This window comes from Pantoea sp. SOD02 (assembly GCF_024707505.1).
Lineage (GTDB): Bacteria > Pseudomonadota > Gammaproteobacteria > Enterobacterales > Enterobacteriaceae > Pantoea > Pantoea symbiotica.
This window is the reverse complement of record NZ_CP102604.1, coordinates 71,248-89,789: the sequence shown is the minus strand read 5'-3', so window position 1 is coordinate 89,789 and position 18,542 is coordinate 71,248. Positions and strand designations below refer to the sequence as shown.

The 18,542-nt window shown below is 57.0% G+C and carries 16 protein-coding genes; 12 read left to right on the top strand and 4 right to left on the bottom strand.

The window, feature by feature from the left end; translation table 11 throughout:
* Positions 1-36 precede the first annotated feature (36 nt).
* Together NR302_RS00420 and alsE are read left to right on the top strand one after the other, a co-directional pair.
* Positions 37-1,296, top strand: coding sequence for a PTS ascorbate transporter subunit IIC (locus NR302_RS00420; RefSeq protein WP_008104676.1), 1,260 nt, complete (start codon positions 37-39; stop codon positions 1,294-1,296).
* 50 nt (positions 1,297-1,346) lie between these two features.
* Positions 1,347-2,024, top strand: coding sequence for a D-allulose 6-phosphate 3-epimerase (alsE, locus tag NR302_RS00415; RefSeq protein ID WP_154194608.1), 678 nt, complete (start codon positions 1,347-1,349; stop codon positions 2,022-2,024).
* 65 nt (positions 2,025-2,089) lie between these two features.
* Here the strand turns inward: alsE and NR302_RS00410 are convergent, their stop codons facing one another.
* Positions 2,090-3,430 (bottom strand): aspartate aminotransferase family protein, encoded by a 1,341-nt coding sequence (locus NR302_RS00410; protein ID WP_179452868.1) that lies wholly within the window; start codon positions 3,428-3,430, stop codon positions 2,090-2,092.
* A gap of 174 nt (positions 3,431-3,604) precedes the next feature.
* Between NR302_RS00410 and NR302_RS00405 the strand changes: the two genes are divergently transcribed.
* Positions 3,605-4,381 carry a DeoR/GlpR family DNA-binding transcription regulator gene (locus tag NR302_RS00405; protein ID WP_154156906.1) on the top strand — a complete coding sequence of 259 codons (777 nt, stop codon included), beginning with the start codon at positions 3,605-3,607 and terminating at the stop codon, positions 4,379-4,381.
* On the opposite strand, the gene fdhD is transcribed toward NR302_RS00405, so the two are convergent.
* Positions 4,378-5,160, bottom strand: coding sequence for a formate dehydrogenase accessory sulfurtransferase FdhD (gene fdhD, locus NR302_RS00400; RefSeq protein WP_374990651.1), 783 nt, complete (start codon positions 5,158-5,160; stop codon positions 4,378-4,380). The two genes, NR302_RS00405 and fdhD, sit on opposite strands and share 4 nt — an antisense overlap.
* A 179-nt stretch (positions 5,161-5,339) precedes the next feature.
* On the opposite strand from fdhD, the gene fdnG reads away from it, so the two are divergent.
* From fdnG to NR302_RS00355, 9 genes are all read left to right on the top strand, one after another.
* Entirely contained in the window at positions 5,340-8,387 is a 3,048-nt protein-coding gene (fdnG, locus tag NR302_RS00395; protein ID WP_082208780.1) for a formate dehydrogenase-N subunit alpha, read from the top strand.
* An 11-nt stretch (positions 8,388-8,398) separates the two neighbouring features.
* Positions 8,399-9,298 carry a formate dehydrogenase subunit beta gene (gene fdxH, locus NR302_RS00390; RefSeq protein ID WP_154156908.1) on the top strand — a complete coding sequence of 300 codons (900 nt, stop codon included), beginning with the start codon at positions 8,399-8,401 and terminating at the stop codon, positions 9,296-9,298.
* The gene (fdoI, locus tag NR302_RS00385) at positions 9,298-9,939 is read left to right on the top strand and encodes a formate dehydrogenase cytochrome b556 subunit (protein ID WP_008104688.1); all 642 of its coding nucleotides are present in this window, start codon (positions 9,298-9,300) and stop codon (positions 9,937-9,939) included. The genes fdxH and fdoI overlap by 1 nt, the downstream gene beginning before the upstream one ends.
* On the top strand, positions 9,939-10,865 hold the full coding sequence (gene fdhE, locus NR302_RS00380; protein WP_061719309.1) for a formate dehydrogenase accessory protein FdhE: 927 nt from the start codon (positions 9,939-9,941) through the stop codon (positions 10,863-10,865). The genes fdoI and fdhE overlap by 1 nt, the downstream gene beginning before the upstream one ends.
* Positions 10,866-10,938: 73 nt before the next feature.
* On the top strand, positions 10,939-11,550 hold the full coding sequence (locus tag NR302_RS00375) for a glutathione S-transferase (RefSeq protein WP_154194616.1): 612 nt from the start codon (positions 10,939-10,941) through the stop codon (positions 11,548-11,550).
* 8 nt (positions 11,551-11,558) lie between these two features.
* On the top strand, positions 11,559-12,938 hold the full coding sequence (gene selA, locus NR302_RS00370) for an L-seryl-tRNA(Sec) selenium transferase (RefSeq protein WP_258144276.1): 1,380 nt from the start codon (positions 11,559-11,561) through the stop codon (positions 12,936-12,938).
* Positions 12,935-14,788, top strand: a complete 1,854-nt coding sequence (gene selB, locus NR302_RS00365; RefSeq protein ID WP_258144275.1) for a selenocysteine-specific translation elongation factor — start codon at positions 12,935-12,937, stop codon at positions 14,786-14,788. Before selA ends, selB begins: the two co-directional genes overlap by 4 nt.
* Before the next feature lie 111 nt (positions 14,789-14,899).
* Positions 14,900-15,187: a type II toxin-antitoxin system ParD family antitoxin gene (locus tag NR302_RS00360; protein WP_154156978.1), complete on the top strand. Its 288-nt coding sequence runs from the start codon at positions 14,900-14,902 to the stop codon at positions 15,185-15,187.
* The gene (locus NR302_RS00355; protein ID WP_258144274.1) at positions 15,171-15,458 is read left to right on the top strand and encodes a type II toxin-antitoxin system RelE/ParE family toxin; all 288 of its coding nucleotides are present in this window, start codon (positions 15,171-15,173) and stop codon (positions 15,456-15,458) included. Before NR302_RS00360 ends, NR302_RS00355 begins: the two co-directional genes overlap by 17 nt.
* 67 nt (positions 15,459-15,525) lie before the next feature.
* Here the strand turns inward: NR302_RS00355 and glyS are convergent, their stop codons facing one another.
* Entirely contained in the window at positions 15,526-17,595 is a 2,070-nt protein-coding gene (gene glyS / locus NR302_RS00350; RefSeq protein ID WP_258144273.1) for a glycine--tRNA ligase subunit beta, read from the bottom strand.
* Between the two features lie 9 nt (positions 17,596-17,604).
* Positions 17,605-18,516 (bottom strand): glycine--tRNA ligase subunit alpha, encoded by a 912-nt coding sequence (gene glyQ, locus NR302_RS00345; protein ID WP_008105242.1) that lies wholly within the window; start codon positions 18,514-18,516, stop codon positions 17,605-17,607.
* Between the last annotated feature and the right edge of the window lie 26 nt (positions 18,517-18,542).

Sequence of the window (18,542 nt, the reverse complement as noted above, 5' to 3'; positions counted from 1 at the left end):
TAAGGCAAGTACACGCTACTTAATACGGAGTAGGTTATGCTGCAATTTATTATAAAGGATGTTCTTGGAACACCCGCAATACTTGTCGGCCTTTTTTCCCTGTTTGGTTTATTACTGCAAAAGAAACCGGTTTCTGATGTTATTTCCGGTACGCTTAAAACCATCATGGGTTTTGTTATTCTCATCGCCGGGGCCAATTTAATTGCGGCCACATTGACCATCTTCAGCCAGCTGTTTGAGCACTCGTTTAATATTCAGGGCGTGGTGCCAAATACCGATGCAATGGCCGCGCTGGCGCAGAAGAGTTACGGCACCGAAACCGCCATGATCATGGTGTTCGGTATGCTGGTGAACATCTTGCTGGCGCGCATTACACCGCTTAAATACATCTTCCTGACCGGTCACCACACGCTGTATATGTCGGCGATGCTGGCGGTGATTCTGTCGGTAGGCGGCATACACGGCTTCTGGCTGGTGCTGATTGGTTCGCTGATTCTCGGCACCATGATGGTGGTGTGCCCGGCGATTCTGCAGCCGTTCACCCGCAAAATCACCAACTCGGACGATCTGGCACTCGGCCACTTTGGCTCAACCGGTTATCTGCTCTCCGCGTTAGTCGGCAAAGTGGTCGGGAAAGGCAGCCCGTCGATTGAAGAGCTGAAGGTGCCGAAAACCCTCAACTTCCTGCGCGACTCATCGGTAGCGATTTCGCTGACCATGATGATTCTGTTTATCGCGTTGGTTCTGGTTGCGGGTAAAGAGTTCACCGAAAGCATCAGTGGCGGCCAGAACTACATTGTGTTCGCCATCATTCAGTCGATTACCTTTGCAGCTGGCGTCTACATCATCCTCGCCGGTGTGCGTATGGTGATTGCGGAGATCGTGCCGGCCTTTAAAGGCATCGCCGATAAGCTGGTACCCAACGCCAAACCGGCGCTGGATTGCCCAACCGTGTTCCCGTTCGCACCGAACGCGGTGATCATCGGCTTCCTGTCGAGCTTCTCCGCCGGTTTGATCAGCATGTTCCTGTGCCCGCTGTTTGGTTTGAGCGTCATCGTTCCGGGTCTGGTGCCGCACTTCTTCTGCGGTGCAACTGCTGGCGTCTACGGCAATATCACCGGCGGACGTCGTGGCGCAGTGATTGGCGCCTTTGTGCAAGGCCTGCTGATCTCCTTCCTGCCAGCGATTCTGCTGCCGCTGATGGGCGACCTCGGCTTTGCTTCCACCACCTTCGGCGATGCCGACTTCGGCATTGTCGGTATCGTGCTCGGCCACATTATTTCGTTCTTCCATTGATGTCATCAACAGCGCCTGCGGGCGCTGTTTTTGTAATGAGGAAATAAGTTATGCAAGCCAAATTTTCCCCCTCCTTAATGTGCATGGATCTCACGCGTTTTCGCGAACAGGTCGAAGCGATGAATAGCACCGCCGCCTTTTATCATGTCGATATTATGGATGGAAGCTATGTGAAGAATATTACGCTGTCGCCATTCTTTATCGAGAACCTGCGTAAAATTACCGATGTGCCGATTGACGTGCATTTAATGGTGAATCATCCGGAAGATATTATTCCGATGTGCATTGAGGCAGGCGCAGATATTATTAGCTTCCACCCTGAAACCGCTAATAATAAAATCTTTCGCCTGCTGACGCAGATTAAAGACGCGGGCCGTCGCTGCGGCGTGGTTTTAAATCCGGCCACGCCGGCAGAAAGTATTCGTGAATATGCGCATCTGCTGGATAAAGTCACGGTGATGTCGGTAGATCCGGGTTTCGCCGGCCAGAAGTTTATTCCGGAAACGCTGAATAAGATTCGCCAGCTGATCGCCATGCGCGAAGAGCACGGTTATCACTATCTGACCGAAATTGATGGTTCGTGCAACGCGCGCACCTTTAAACAAATCGCCGCTTCCGGCGTCGATGTGTTTATTGTCGGTACGTCAGGATTGTTTAATCTGGATGATGATGTGGCGCAGGCATGGCAGAAGATGGAGAGCATTTTCGCCGAGGAAACCGCAGCGTAATACCCCGTAGGGTCGCCATTCATGGCGACCTTATTCATTACCGCACCCTATCCACGACGACCGTTTTACCGCCCCAACTCACTCAACGACTTATCCAACGCGCCCACCAGCCAGTCGATATCCGCTTCCTGGAACGCCAATGGCGGACGCAGTTTCAGCACGTTACCGTAAGGGCCCGCCACTGATGTCAGTACGCGGTGTTCGCGCAGTTTCTCGATCAAATCCAGCGCCAGCGCTTTGTCCGGCGCTTTGCTGGCGCGGTCCTGCACCAGTTCGAAACCAATAAACAGCCCTGCACCGCGCACGTCGCCGATCGACTCGTGGCGATCCATCAGTTTCTGCAACTCACCTAACAGCTTGGCGCCCACCACGCGGCTGTGCTCCTGCAAGCCCTCTTCCTTAATCACCGTCAACACCGCTTGTGCTGCGGCCATCGCCACCGGATTACCGCCAAAAGTATTGAAGTAAGGAATCTCATCGCTGAACGCGGCAAGGACATCGCTTTTCGCCAGCAAACCCGAAACCGGAATGCCGTTCCCCATCGGTTTGCCAGTGGTGATCACATCGGGCACCACGCCATGACGCGCAAAACCCCAGAACGCATCGCCGGTGCGACCAAAGCCCGGCTGCACTTCATCGGCGATGAAAATCCCGCCGTTGGCATGCACCACATCGACCGCTTTTTGCAGGAAGCCGCGCGGATTCGGTAATACGCCATCGGAAGAGAAGATGGAGTCAGCGAGGAAGCCGGCAAACTTAATGCCGTGCGCCTTCATATCGTCGATCTGCTTCTGAATTTCATTGGCAAACCACTCGCCGAGATCCGGCGCATTGACGCGATAAGCATCCGGCGGTGAAACCAGACGCGTGGTAGCCGCCAGCGGCTGTCCGCTGCCGAGCGCAGGTGACACGCCTGACGTGAGATCGCTGGTGCCGTGATACGCCTCCTGCGACACGATAATGCCGGTGCCGCCGCTGAAAGCACGCGCCACGCGGATCGCCAAATCGTTGGCTTCCGAACCAGTACACATATACATGGCGCGATCGATGGCATCCGGCGTGGTCGCCAACAGCTCCTCGGTGTAATCGAGAATGCGTTCGTGCAGATAGCGCGTGTGGGTGTTCAGCATCTTCATCTGCTGATTCACCGCCTCAATCACCGCCGGATGGCAGTGACCAATGCTCGCCACGTTGTTGTACACATCAAGATATTTATCACCGGCGGCATCCCATAAATACTGCCCTTCGCCGCGCACTAAGTGCACCGGCTTGCGGTAAAACAGGCGATACGACTCGCCCAACACTTTGCTGCGCTTGTCGGTGAGCTTGCGGGTTGCCGCATCCAGCCCGTCGGCGTGCTCAGCACGAAAACTGTTGGTATCCATGATGGTAGAACGTGTAGCCATGGTAACTCCCGTTGCGAAGGTGAAAGGGGTGCATGCGAAATCGCCGTTTGCCAATATCATGCCTGCTTTGGCGACAAATGCAACCAAATACACAAATACAACCAAATACACATGACGGCGTCATGACACTCAGGTAAGCTTAGGCCCAGGTTGAACACGCCACAGGGAAAAGTCATGCTGCAGGAAACCCGCTTACACCGCATTCGCGCGCTGCTGACCACGCAACATCAGCTCAGCACCGAACGCATCATCAACGAGCTTGGCATTTCGCGCGAAACCGCGCGGCGCGACATTATTGAACTGGAAGCGCAGGGATTGGCGCGGCGTGTACATGGCGGTTTGGTTGCCGTTGATAGCCAGCCGGAGCCGCCATTACAGGTGCGCCGCAACGCGCAGGCGAAAGAGAAACGCGCGATTGCGGTTGCCGCCGCGCAGCATCTTCAGCCCGGCCAAACGCTGTTCCTTGATGCCGGCACCACCACCACCATGCTGGCCGAACAGCTGCGCAGCATGTCGGGTTTAACCATCATTACCAACAGTTTGCAGGCCGCGCTGGCACTGAGCGCAGCGGAAGAGCATGAGACGTTGAATAATCAGGTGATTTTGCTTGGCGGCATAATGATGGCAGGCGCGCAGCAAACGCGCGGTGAGATGACGATCGGCGAAATTTATCGTTATCGCGCCGATGTGGCGCTGCTTTCACCGGTCGGCATCGACGCTAAAAACGGTGCCAGCAGTTTTCATCCCCACGAAGCGGCGATTGCCCGCGCCATGGTTCAGCAGGCGAATCGCACTATTCTACTGGCGGATCACAGCAAACTCGGCGTGATCAGCCGCACCGTTTACGCCCCGATTGCGGAAGTTGATCTGCTGATTTGCGACAGCGGCGCAGCAAAACCTGGCGCGCTAGCGGCGCTGCAACAGGCGTTGCCGCAGGTGCAGGTGGTTTAACGCAGACGCTGCGGGTGGCTGTAAACCGTGGCGCGACCCGGTTTACTGAAACCGACCAGCGTGAGATTGCAGCGTTCTGCCACCTCAACGGCGAGTTGCGTCGCCGCCGAAACCGCAAACAGAATCTCCACGCCGCACATGGCGGATTTCTGCACCATCTCATAGCTGGCGCGGCTGGAAACCAGCACCGCGCCCTGCTGCCACGGCTGCTGGCTGCGATTCCCCAGCAATTTATCCAGCGCCACATGGCGACCCACATCTTCATAGCCGCCCTGCAATTCGCCTTGCGGTGACATCCACGCCGCCGCGTGCGTGCAGCCGGTGAGATTGCCGATCGGCTGGTAGTCGCGCAACTGCGCCAGGCCTTTATCGAGGTTAGCTAAATCAAATGTTTGGCTGAATGGCAGCAGCTGTAGCGGCTTGCCGATTTGGTCGAGTTGCTCAACGCCACACACGCCGCAGCCGGTGCGTCCGGCCATCGCACGACGCTGCTCTTTCAGCGCCATAAAGCGGCGGCTGGAGAGCTCAATCTGCACTTCAACACCGTTACAGCCCGGCACCACATCGATGCCGAAGATTTCATCCGGGCGCGCAATAATGCCTTCCGAGAGCGAGAAACCTATCGCAAAAGCTTCCAAATCATTGGGTGTCGCCATCATCACAACGTGCGAAATGCCGTTGTAGACCAGCGCCACCGGCACTTCCTCGGCCAGCCAGTCAGTTTCCGCAAGGCTGATATCACGCCGCTGATGGACCTGCGCCTGCACCGCGCCTGAGATCTTATTCACATTAATGTGACTTTCCTGCTCATTCTCTGTCACTTTTTTCGCCTCATACAACAACCTTACTAAAGTAGTGGTATTATTAGGTCGCTATTGCCGCAATATTCGTCGGGTTATTGTGACGCCCGATCCACTGCACCGCAAAAGTACAATCAATCATGTTGAAAGGATAATCCATGAACGTCAGCCGAAGAAAATTCTTCAAGGTGTGTGCTGGCGGTATGGCAGGGACAACGGCAGCGCTGCTCGGCTTTGCGCCAGAGGTTGCGCTGGCGGAAACGCGGCAGTACAAACTGCTGCGCGCGCGCGAAACCCGTAACACCTGCACTTACTGCTCAGTTGGCTGTGGCTTGTTAATGTACAGCCTCGGTGACGGCGCGAAAAACGCCAAAGAGACCATTTTCCACATCGAAGGGGATCCGGATCATCCGGTGAGCCGCGGCGCACTGTGCCCGAAAGGCGCAGGCCTGCTCGACTTCATCCACAGTGAAAGTCGCCTGCAATACCCGGAATACCGCGCGCCAGGCTCCAATAAATGGCAGCGCATTAGCTGGGACGATGCATTTGATCGCATCGCGAAGCTGATGAAAGCGGATCGCGACGCTAACTTCGTGGCGCAGAACGCCGCTGGCGTGACGGTAAACCGTTGGCTCTCCACCGGCATGTTGTGTGCTTCCGCATCCAGCAACGAAACCGGCTACTTAACCCAGAAATTTACCCGATCGCTCGGCATGTTAGCGGTCGACAACCAGGCACGCGTTTGACACGGACCAACGGTAGCAAGTCTTGCTCCAACATTTGGTCGCGGTGCGATGACCAATCACTGGGTCGACATCCGTAATGCCAATCTGATCGTTGTGATGGGCGGTAACGCCGCTGAAGCGCATCCCGTGGGATTCCGCTGGGCGATGGAAGCCAAAATTCACAACAAAGCCAAAATTATTGTTATCGATCCGCGCTTCACACGAACCGCATCGGTAGCCGATTTCTATACGCCGATCCGCTCGGGCACCGACATCACTTTCCTGTCGGGCGTACTGCTGTGGCTGCTGCAAAACGAAAAAATCCAGCGCGAATATGTCGAGGCGTACACCAACGCCAGCCTGATTGTGCGTGAGGATTATCATTTTGAAGATGGCCTATTCAGCGGTTATGACGAAGCGAATCGCAAATACGACAAAACCAGCTGGAACTACGAGTTGGGCGATGACGGCTTCGCCAAACGCGACACCACGCTGACGCACCCGCGCTGCGTGTGGAACCTGCTTAAGCAACACGTTAGCCGCTACACGCCAGAAATCGTTGAGCGCATCTGCGGCACGCCAAAAGCTGACTTCCTGCATGTCTGCGAACTGCTGGGCGAAACCAGCGCACGCGATCGCACCACCTCATTCCTGTATGCGCTAGGCTGGACGCAGCACTCGGTTGGTGCGCAGAACATCCGCACCATGGCGATGATTCAGCTGCTGTTGGGCAATATGGGCATGATTGGCGGCGGCATTAATGCGCTACGCGGCCACTCGAATATTCAGGGCCTGACCGATCTCGGTCTGCTGTCGCAGAGTTTGCCAGGTTACATGACCTTGCCGTCGGAGAAACAAACCGATCTGCAGAGTTATCTCGCCGCCAACACGCCAAAAGCGCTGCTGCCGGGCCAGGTGAACTACTGGAGCAATTATCCAAAATTCTTTGTCAGTCAGATGAAAGCCTTCTTCGGCGACAAAGCCCAGAAAGAGAACAACTGGGGCTTCGACTGGTTGCCGAAGTGGGACAAAGGCTACGACGTGCTGCAGTACTTCGAGATGATGTCGCAAGGCAAGGTCAACGGCTATCTGTGCCAGGGCTTTAACCCGGTGGCGTCGTTCCCGAACAAGCGCAAAGTGATTGATTCACTGTCGAAGCTGAAGTTCCTGGTCACCATCGACCCGCTCAACACCGAAACCGCTACCTTCTGGGAGAATCACGACGAGTTTAACGATGTTGATCCGTCAAAAATTCAGACCGAAGTGTTCCGTTTGCCCTCCACCTGCTTCGCTGAAGAGAACGGTTCGATCGTCAACTCGGGCCGCTGGCTGCAATGGCACTGGAAAGGTCAGGATGCGCCGGGTGAAGCGCTGAATGACGGTGAAATTCTCTCCGGCATCTATTCACGCCTGCGCAAAATGTACGCCAGTGAAGGCGGCGCGCTGCCTGAGCAAGTGCTGAACATGAGCTGGAACTATCTGACGCCAGAAAATCCAGCGCCGGAAGAAGTGGCGATGGAGAACAACGGTAAAGCGCTGGCCGATGTGTTCGATGACAAAGGCACGCTGTTGGTGAAAAAAGGCCAACAGCTCAGCACCTTTGCCCATCTGAAAGATGACGGCAGCACCAGCAGCGGTTGCTGGATTTTCGCCGGCAGCTGGACGCCGGATGGCAATCAGATGGCACGCCGCGATAACACCGATCCCACCGGTTTGGGCAACACGCTGAACTGGAGTTGGGCGTGGCCGCTTAACCGCCGCATCCTCTACAACCGCGCCTCGGCTGACCCGCAAGGCAATCCGTGGGATCCAAAACGCCAAATCCTGAAATGGGATGGCGCGAAATGGGGCGGCATGGATGTGCCAGATTACAGCGCCGCCGCGCCAGGCAGCGATGTTGGGCCGTTCATCATGCAGCCGGAAGGCATGGGCCGCCTGTTTGCGCTCGACAAAATGGCCGAAGGTCCGTTCCCGGAACACTACGAGCCGTTTGAAACACCGATCGGCACCAACCCGCTGCATCCGAACGTGGTATCCAACCCGGCGGCGCGCGTGTTCAAGGACGATTTGGCATCGATGGGCCAGGCGGAGCAGTTCCCGTATGTCGGCACCACTTATCGCCTAACCGAGCATTTCCATTACTGGACCAAACACGCGCGGCTCAATGCCATCGCGCAGCCGGAACAGTTTATTGAAATCGGCGAGAAGCTGGCCAACAAGCTCGGCATCGCGCAGGGCGATACGGTGAAAGTGAGCTCCAATCGCGGCTACATCAAAGCCAAAGCGGTGGTCACCAAGCGCATCCGTCCACTCAACGTCGACGGCAAAATCGTCGATACCATCGGCATTCCGATTCACTGGGGTTATCAGGGCGTGGCGAAAAAAGGCTTTATCGCCAATACCCTGACGCCGTTTGTCGGTGATGCCAACACGCAAACGCCAGAATTTAAGGCGTTCCTGGTCAACGTCGAGAAGGTGTAAGGAGAACGAATATGGCTTATCAATCTCAAGACATTATCCGCCGCTCCGCCACCAATGGACTCACGCCTGCCCCGCAGGCGCGTAACCATCAGCAGGAAGTGGCGAAACTGATCGACGTGACCACCTGCATCGGCTGCAAAGCCTGCCAGGTGGCGTGTTCGGAGTGGAACGATATCCGCGATGAAGTGGGACATAACGTTGGGGTGTACGACAATCCCGCCGATTTGACCGCCAAATCCTGGACGGTGATGCGCTTCTCAGAAGTGGAGGAGAACGGCAAGTTAGAGTGGCTGATCCGCAAGGATGGCTGCATGCACTGCGCCGATCCCGGCTGCCTGAAGGCGTGTCCGTCTGAAGGCGCGATTATTCAGTACGCCAACGGCATCGTCGATTTTCAGTCAGAACAGTGCATTGGCTGCGGCTACTGCATCGCTGGCTGCCCGTTCGATGTGCCGCGTATGAATAAAGAGGACAACCGCGTGTATAAATGCACGCTGTGCGTCGATCGTGTCAATGTTGGTCAGGAACCGGCGTGCGTGAAAACCTGCCCGACCGGCGCGATTCACTTCGGCAGCAAAAGCGATATGCAGGCGCTGGCGGGTGAACGTGTGGCCGAGCTCAACACGCGTGGTTATGCCAACGCGGGCTTGTACGATCCGGAAGGCGTCGGCGGTACGCACGTAATGTACGTGCTGCACCACGCCGACAAACCGCAGCTCTATCACGGTTTGCCGGCTAACCCGAGCATCAGCCCGGCGGTGACTTTCTGGAAAGGTATCTGGAAACCGCTGGCGGCGATTGGTTTTGCCGCCACCTTTGCCGCCTCAGTATTCCACTACGTTGGCGTAGGGCCGAACCGCGTGGAAGAGGATGAGGACGAGAACCTGCACGAAAAAGAGGAGCGCGAATAATGAAAAAACGCGATCGTCTGGTGCGCTACAGCGCACCGGAACGCATCAATCACTGGATTGTGGCGTTCTGTTTTGTGCTCGCCGCGCTGAGCGGACTGGGCTTCTTTTTCCCGTCGTTTAACTGGCTGATGCACGTGCTCGGCACGCCGCAGTTGGCGCGTATCCTGCATCCCTTTATTGGCACGGTGATGTTTGCCGCCTTTATCATCATGTTCTTACGCTATTGGAAACATAATCTGATCAATCGCGAAGATCTGGTGTGGGCGAAAAACATCCACAAAATCGTGCAAAACGAAGAGGTCGGCGATACCGGCAAATACAACTTCGGGCAGAAGTGTGTGTTCTGGGCTGCTATCATCAGCTTAGTCTTGCTGCTGGTGAGCGGAATTGTTATCTGGCGCCCGTACTTTGCCGGTGCCTTTACTATTCCGCTGATTCGCATCGCGCTAGTGGTGCATTCGGTCTCAGCTGTGGCGCTGATCATGGTGATTATGGTGCACATTTACGCCGCGTTGTGGGTAAAAGGCACCATTACCGCCATGGTTGAGGGCTGGGTTCCGGCCGCGTGGGCGAAGAAACATCACCCACGCTGGTATCGCGAGCAGCGCCAACGCCAAACACAACAGGAAAAACGTCCCTGATGAGTATTCGCATCATCCCGCAGGACCAGCTGGAGAAAGGCGAAAAGCACACGGCGGAGCAAGTTCCGCCGTTACTTTTCCCCCGGCTGAAAAATCTGTATAGCCGCCGTGCGGCACGTTTGCGCGACCTGGCTGCGAAGAATCCGCTCGGTGATTACCTGCGCTTTGCTGCGGTGATCGCCGAGGCGCAGGAGATCGTGCTGTATGACCATCCGCTGCAAATCGACCTGCAGCAGCGGCTGACGCAGAGCGCCGAGCAGGGCAAACCGCCGCTCGATATCCACACCTACCCGCGCGATGCGCACTGGCAGCGTTTGCTGCATTCGCTGATCGCCGAGCTGAAGCCGGAGATGAGCGGCCAGGCGCTGGCGGTGCTGGAGAATCTGGAAAAAGCCTCCACCACCGAGCTGGAAAATCTGGCGCATGCGCTGCTGGAAGGCGATTTCGCGCAGGTGAGCAGCGATAAATCGCCGTTCATCTGGGCGGCGTTGTCGATTTACTGGGCGCAAATGGCGGCACTGATTCCGGGCAAAGCACGCGCAGAATACGGTGAGCATCGCCAGTTTTGCCCGGTGTGCGCTAGCGTGCCGGTCACCAGCGTGGTGCATATGAGCGTGGGCCAGCAAGGGCTGCGCTATCTGCACTGCAATTTGTGTGAAAGCGAATGGTATGTGGTGCGCAGCAAATGCTCCAACTGCGAACAAACCGGCGACCTGCATTACTGGTCGCTGGACAGCGAAAAAGCGGCGGTGAAAGCAGAGAGCTGTGGCGACTGCGGCACATATTTGAAGATGTTGTATCAGGAAAAAGATCCGGCGGTGGAACCGGTGGCAGATGACCTCGCTTCGCTGGTGCTGGATGCCCGCATGGAGCAGGAAGGATTCGCGCGCAGCAGCCTGAATCCGTTTATGTTCCCCGGAGACTAACTGTAGGGTCGCCATTCATGGCGACCTTCTCGATGAACGCACAAATCCACGCAGCTCAACACGGAGGCGAACGATGAAACTGATTGGCAGCTACACCAGCCCTTTTGTACGCAAAATATCCGTCATTCTGTTGGAAAAAGGCCTGGTTTTCGAATTCGTTAATCACTCTCCGTGGACCGATGACAGCGATGTCCCGCAGTACAATCCGCTGGGCAAAGTGCCGGCGCTGATTGATGACAATCAGCTCACCTGGTTCGACTCTTCAATCATTGCACAGGTGATTGAACTGCGCGGCGATGCGCCTGCGCTGCTGCCTGATGATGCACTGCACGCGTTGCAAATCCGTCAGCTGGAAAAACTTGCCGACGGCATCAATGACGCTGCGGTGATGATCGTGCGCGAGCAGATGCGTCCCGGCGATCAGCAATCCGAAGAGGTGCTGCTGCGCAATCGTGCCAAAATTCAGCGCGGCCTTGATGCGCTGGAAACCGCCGCCGCACAGGGCGAATGGCTCAATAGCGGCACGCTGAATCTGGCCGATATCGCCACCGGCTGCATGATTGGTTACCTGAATTTCCGCCGCGTGCTGCCCAACTGGTGCGTGAATCGTCCGGCGCTGGTGAAGCTGGCCGAAAACCTATTTGCGCGCGAAAGCTTTGCCCGCACCGTTCCGCCCACTCTCTAAGTCACCTGATGAAAACCCTTTACAGTCAATTGCCTGCGATCGACAGCCTGCTGCGCGATCCCGCGCTGCAGCCGCTGCTTGCGCATCACGGTACCGCCTTTGCCACGCGCCAGCTGCGCAGCATGCAGCAGGAAGCGCGCGAACATATTCAGCAGCATCAAACCTTGCCGGAATGGCACGTGAACTGGCCCGATGAAGCGCTGCGACGCAGCCAGCAACAGCAGCAAAGTGCGCTGCGTCCGGTGTTCAATCTTACCGGCACCGTGCTGCACACCAATCTCGGCCGCGCGCAGCTGAGCGATCGCGCCATCGATGCGGTGGTTAACTGCTTACGTCAGCCGATCACGCTGGAATACGCGCTGGATGATGCGGCACGTGGCCATCGCGATCGCGCCGTCAGTGCGCTGCTGTGCGAATTAACCGGCGCGGAAGCGGCCTGTATCGTCAACAACAACGCCGCCGCCGTGTTACTGATGCTGGCTGCTTTAGCACCTGGACGTGAAGTGATTGTCTCGCGTGGCGAGCTGGTGGAAATTGGCGGTGCCTTTCGCATTCCCGACGTGATGCGTCAGGCGGGCTGCAAACTGGTGGAAGTCGGTACCACCAACCGCACGCACCTGAAAGATTATCGTGCCGCGATTGCGGAAAACAGCGGCCTGCTGATGAAGGTGCACACCAGCAATTATCAGATTCAGGGCTTTACCCATGCGGTAACGGAAGCGGAATTGGTTGAGCTGGGTGACGCTTATCAACTGCCGGTGATCACCGATCTTGGCAGCGGTTCGCTGGTCGATATGACCGAATTTGGTCTGCCGGCTGAACCGATGCCGCAGCAGCTGATCGCCGCAGGCGTCAGTTTGGTGAGCTTCTCCGGCGACAAACTGCTCGGCGGTCCGCAGGCCGGCATTATCGTCGGCAAGCAGGCGCTGATTGATCAACTGCAGTCGCATCCGCTGAAACGCGCGCTGCGCGTCGACAAAATGACGCTCGCGGCGCTCGAAGCCACCCTGCAACTCTATCGCCAGCCGGACACGCTGCGCGAAGCCCTGCCGACGCTGCGGCTGCTGACGCGTTCATCGCACGATATTCTGCAGCAGGCCGAACGATTGATGCCCGCGTTACTACAGGCTTATGGTGAAGAATTTTCGCTGGCGATCGCGCCCTGTTCTTCGCAAATCGGCAGCGGATCGCTACCGGTTGAGCGTATTGCCAGTTTCGCCATCACCTTCACGCCACGCGATGGTCGCGGCAGCCAGCTTGCCAATTTGTCACAGCGCTGGCGCAGCTTAGCGCGCCCGGTGATTGGCCGCATTCAGGAAGGCAAACTGTGGCTGGATTTACGCTGCCTTGATGATGAAAGCGCACTGATTCAGGCCATAGCGCCATGATTATTGCCACCGCTGGACACGTCGATCACGGCAAAACCGCGCTGCTACAGGCATTAACCGGCGTTGATGCCGATCGCCTGCCGGAAGAGAAACGGCGCGGCATGACCATCGATCTCGGCTACGCATACTGGCCGCAGCAGGACGGGCGCGTGCTCGGCTTTATTGATGTGCCGGGCCACGAGAAATTTCTCGCCAATATGCTGGCAGGCATTGGCGGTATTCATCATGCGCTGCTGGTGGTGGCCTGCGACGATGGCGTAATGCCGCAAACCCGTGAACATCTGCAGCTGCTGAGTTTGGCCGGACAGCCGCCGCTCAGCGTGGCGCTGACCAAAGCCGATCGCGTGGATGAGGCGCGCATCGCGGCAGTCCAGCTACAGGTGGCGCAACTCACGCAGCAACTCGGCTGGCCGGCAGTGCCGCAATTTGTCACCAGCAGCCACACGCAGCAAGGCATCGACGCGCTGCGAGAGCATCTCAGCACGCTGGCGGAACCGGCCTTCGACCCGCGTTACCGTTTTCGTCTCGCCATCGATCGCGCCTTCACGCTGAAAGGTACTGGATTGGTGGTCACCGGCACCGCGCTGACGGGTGAAGTGAACGTCGGTGATACCCTTTGGCTCAGCAGCCTGAATCAGCCGCTGCGCGTGCGTGCGCTGCATGCGCAGAACCAATCGGTGACGCGCGCGCAGGCCGGTGAGCGTATCGCATTAAATATCGTTGGCGTTGTGGAAAAAGCGCAGATCGCGCGCGGCGACTGGCTGCTGTCACAGGCAAAAGCGGAAGGCACCACGCGCTTAACCGTGGCGCTGCGCTTGCTGCACCCGCTGAAAAGCGCATCGCAGCCGATTCATATCCACCACGCCGCCAGCCACGTCACCGGACGCATCACGCTGCTGGCGGATGATGTCGCGGAAATAGTCCTGAACGAACCGCTGTGGCTGGCGGAGAACGATCGGCTGATTATCCGCGACAGCAATGCACAACACACGCTCGGCGGCGCGCGCGTGCTGCTGCTCAACAGTAAAAAGCGCGGAAAACGTCAGGCGGAGTATCTTGCCTGGTTGCAGCAGTTGGCCACCGCACAACATGATGACGCCAGCCTGCAGGCGCATCTGGCGTATCAACCGACAGAATTGCGTGATCTGGCGTGGGCGCGCCAGCTTACCGATCCCGCACTGGATGCACTGATTGAGAACACAGCGCCGGTGCAGCTCGGTAACGCGCTGATGAGTGCTGCGCAGGCGGCACTTTGGCAGCAAAAGCTATTGGAATCGCTCGCGCATTTTCATCAGCAACATCCGGAAGTGCCGGGCATCGGCCATGACCGTTTGCGTCGCGTGGCAATGCCGCATCAGCCTGCCGAATGGGTGCTAGCGCTGATTGATCAGCTGCTGGCGCAAGGCCAGCTGCAACAGCGTCAAGGCTGGCTGCATCTGCCCGATTTCGAACCACGCTTTAATCCGCAGGAAGAAGCACTTTGGCAGCAGGTCGGCCCGCTGTTTGGCGACCAGCCGCTGTGGGTGCGCGATATCGCGCTGGCGCTGCAGCAGGATGAACAGGCGATTCGCTCGCTGCTGCTTACTGCCGCACGGCTCGGACACATCACCGCGATCGTGCGCGATCGCTACTATCGCAGCGACCAGATCCAGATCTTCGCCGATCTGATTCGCCAACGCGCCGCGCAAGATGGCAGCACCAGCGCCGCCGACTTCCGCAACCAGCTGGGCACCGGGCGCAAAGTGGCGATACAGATTCTGGAATTCTTCGACCGCAGCGGCTTCACCCGCCGCCGTGGTAACGATCATCTGCTGCGTGACGCACGCCTGTTTCCCGCCTCATCTGAATAAAATCTCTCGCGTTGCCTCGCAGTTCAGCTTGTAACTGCGCTGCAACGCACATTCCCTGTTGTGCAAAAAAGTGCCAGAATGTAAGAAATACTCTTACATTGGATGGCGATGATGGCACGTACCATGACGATCGATTTAGGCGATGAACTGCGCGAGTTTGTTGAATCTCTGGTTGAGTCAGGCGACTACCGTACGCAAAGCGAAGTGGTGCGCGACTCGCTACGCTTGCTGCGTGAGAAGCAGGCGGAATCGAAGCTGGAGAATCTAAAAAAACTGATTCAACAAGGGCTAGATAGCGGCGTGGCTGAAGATTGGAACATTGACGATTTTCTTAAAAGAATGAGAGCCAGGGTAGGCATTGATGAAAAGGATGATCAAGATAATGAAGGAAGCCGATGAAGATTTAGAGTCGATCTGGTTCTACGGCTATTGGAACTTCGGCAGCAAAAAAGCGAAGCAATATGTGCTCATGCTGCATCAGCGTTTTAGTCAGCTGGCCACAAATGAGTTAGGCCGTAAGCGCCCAGAGTTGGGCAAAAATGTATTTGCACTACCGCACCGGGAACATGTCATTTATTACCGCTCGGAAGTTGAAAAGGTATTTATTGTGCGTGTGCTGCATCATTCGCAAGACGCTTTAGTTCATTTTCCTCAGCTTCACTGGCTTTAAAACAACAAGGGGACGATTTCTCGTCCCCTTTGTTTCGTAGGGTCGCCATTCATGGCGACCATGCCAACTACTGCAGCAGCGAAATATCCGCCACCTGCAGGAACAGCTGACGCAGCTGTGCCAGCAGCGTCAGACGGTTAATACGCACCGCCTGATCGTCAGCGTTCACCATCACTTTATCGAAGAAGTTATCCACCGCTTCACGCAGCTGTGCCAGCTCAACCAGCGCATCCTGATAGCGACCTTCTGCAAAGTACGGCTGCAGCTTATCGCCCAGCGCGGTCACGAAGGTCGCCAGTTGGATCTCTTCGTTCTCTTTCAGCAAGGAAGCCTGCACGCTGTCATTCAGGGTTTCAGTCGATTTCGCCAGGATGTTCGACACACGTTTGTTGGCAGCGGCCAATGTCGCAGCCGCTTCCAGCGTACGGAAGTGCGAAACCGCCTTCATGCGCGCATCGAAATCAGCCGGACGAGTTGGACGACGTGCCAGCACCGCCTGAATGGTGTCAACGCTGTGGCCCTCTTCCTGATACCAGGTACGGAAACGGCCCAGCATAAAGTCAATCACTTCATCGACCACTTTGCCGTTGCTCAGCTTGCTGCCGTACAGGCGCACCGCTTCTTCGGTCAGCGTTTGCAGATCGAGCGGCAGGTTTTTCTCAACGATGATGCGCAGCACGCCCAGCGCGGCACGGCGCAGTGCGAACGGATCTTTGTCGCCTTTCGGATGCTGACCGATGCCAAAGATACCCGCAAGGGTGTCCATCTTGTCAGCAATCGCCACCGCACACGCCACAGGATTTGACGGCAGATCATCACCGGCAAAGCGCGGCTGATACTGCTCGTTCAGCGCCACAGCCACATCTTCCGCTTCGCCATCGTGGCGCGCGTAGTGCATGCCCATCACGCCCTGGGTGTCAGTGAACTCGAACACCATGTTGGTCATCAGGTCACATTTCGACAGCAAACCGGCGCGGGTAGCGTGATTCACATCAGCACCAATCTGCGCGGCAATCCAGCCAGCCAGCGCCTGAATACGATCGGTTTTATCACGCAGCGTACCCAACTCTTTCTGGAACAGGACGGTTTCCAGACGCGGCAGATTATCTTCCAGACGTTTTTTACGGTCGGTGTTGAAGAAGAACTCGGCATCCGCCAGACGCGGGCGCACCACCTTCTCGTTACCGGAGATAATCTGCTGAGGATCTTTGGATTCGATGTTGGTGACGAAGATGAAATTCGGCAGCAGCTTGCCCGCCGCGTCGTACACCGGGAAGTACTTCTGGTCACCTTTCATGGTGTAAACCAGCGCTTCAGCTGGCACCGCGAGGAACTTCTCTTCAAATTTCGCCGTCAATACCACCGGCCATTCCACCAGCGAGGTCACTTCTTCCAGCAGGCTTTCGCTCAGATCGGCGATGCCGCCAATCTTCTGGGCCGCCGCTTCCGCGTCTGCTTTGATTTTGGCTTTACGCGCCGCGTAATCCGCCACCACTTTACCGCGCTCCAGCAGCAGCTGCGGATATTGATCGGCGTTGTCGATGGTGAATTCTGGCTCGCCCATAAAGCGATGGCCGCGAATCACGCGATCGGATTGAATGCCCAGAATCTTCGAGGGAATCAGCTCGTCACCCAGCAGCAGCGTAACGGTGTGCACCGGACGCACAAACTGCACGTCGCTCGCGCCCCAGCGCATCAGCTTAGGAATCGGCAGCTTGCTCAGCGCGGTAGCAACCATCGCGGGCAGCAGCGCCTGCGCGCTTTCGCCGGTGATGGCGGCGCGATGCACCAGCCATTCACCTTTATCCGTGCTCAGACGTTCCGCCTGAGCAACAGTGATGCCGTTACCACGCGCCCAACCTTCGGCCGCTTTGGTGGCGTTGCCATCGGCATCAAACGCGGCGGCGATTGCCGGGCCACGTTTTTCAACTTCGCGATCCGGCTGCGCGGCAGCCAGCTGGGCCACTTTCAACGCCAGACGACGCGGAGCAGCAAACCAGCTCACTTCGCCGTGCGCCAGACCGGCGCTATCGAGTTCAGCGGTGAAGTGCGCAGCAAAGGCTTCTGCCAGGCTGCGCAGCGCTTTCGGAGGCAACTCTTCGGTGCCAATTTCCACCAGGAAAGTTTTATCGGTCATGGCTGCCTCTTACTTGTTTTTATTGCACATCGGGAAGCCAAGCGCCTCACGGGACGCATAATAGGCTTCCGCCACGGCTTTCGTCAGGGTGCGGATACGCAGAATATAGCGCTGGCGTTCGGTAACCGAAATCGCTTTGCGGGCGTCCAGCAGGTTAAAGCTGTGCGCCGCTTTCAGAATGCGCTCGTAAGCCGGCAGCGGCAGCGGTTTTTCCAGCGCCAGCAGCTGCTGTGCTTCTTTCTCATACTGCTCGAAGCAGGTGAAAAGGAAGTCAACGTCCGCGTATTCGAAGTTGTAGGTCGACTGCTCCACTTCGTTCTGATGGAACACTTCGCCGTAGGTGGTTTTGCCGAACGGACCGTCGCTCCACACCAGATCGTAAACGCTGTCTACGCCCTGAATGTACATCGCCAGGCGCTCTAAGCCGTAGGTGATCTCGCCGGTTACCGGCTTGCACTCCAGGCCACCAACCTGCTGGAAGTAAGTGAACTGCGTCACTTCCATGCCGTTCAGCCACACTTCCCAACCGAGTCCCCACGCGCCGAGCGTTGGGTTTTCCCAGTTGTCTTCGACAAAGCGAATGTCGTGGATGGTGGGATCCATACCCAGCTCTTTCAGCGACCCAAGGTACAGCTCCTGAAGGTTGTCCGGGTTAGGCTTAATCACCACCTGGAACTGGTAATAGTGCTGTAAACGGTTCGGGTTTTCACCGTAACGTCCATCGGTCGGACGACGAGATGGCTGCACGTAAGCGGTCGCCATCGGCTCTGGGCCTAAGGCACGCAGGCAAGTCATCGGGTGTGAGGTGCCGGCGCCCACTTCCATGTCCAACGGTTGAACAATGGTGCAGCCTTGACGCGCCCAGTAATCCTGCAAGGTCAGGATCAGGCCCTGAAAGGTCTTGGTATCAAACTTTTGCATGTTGAATTCGCACGCGATACGGATCG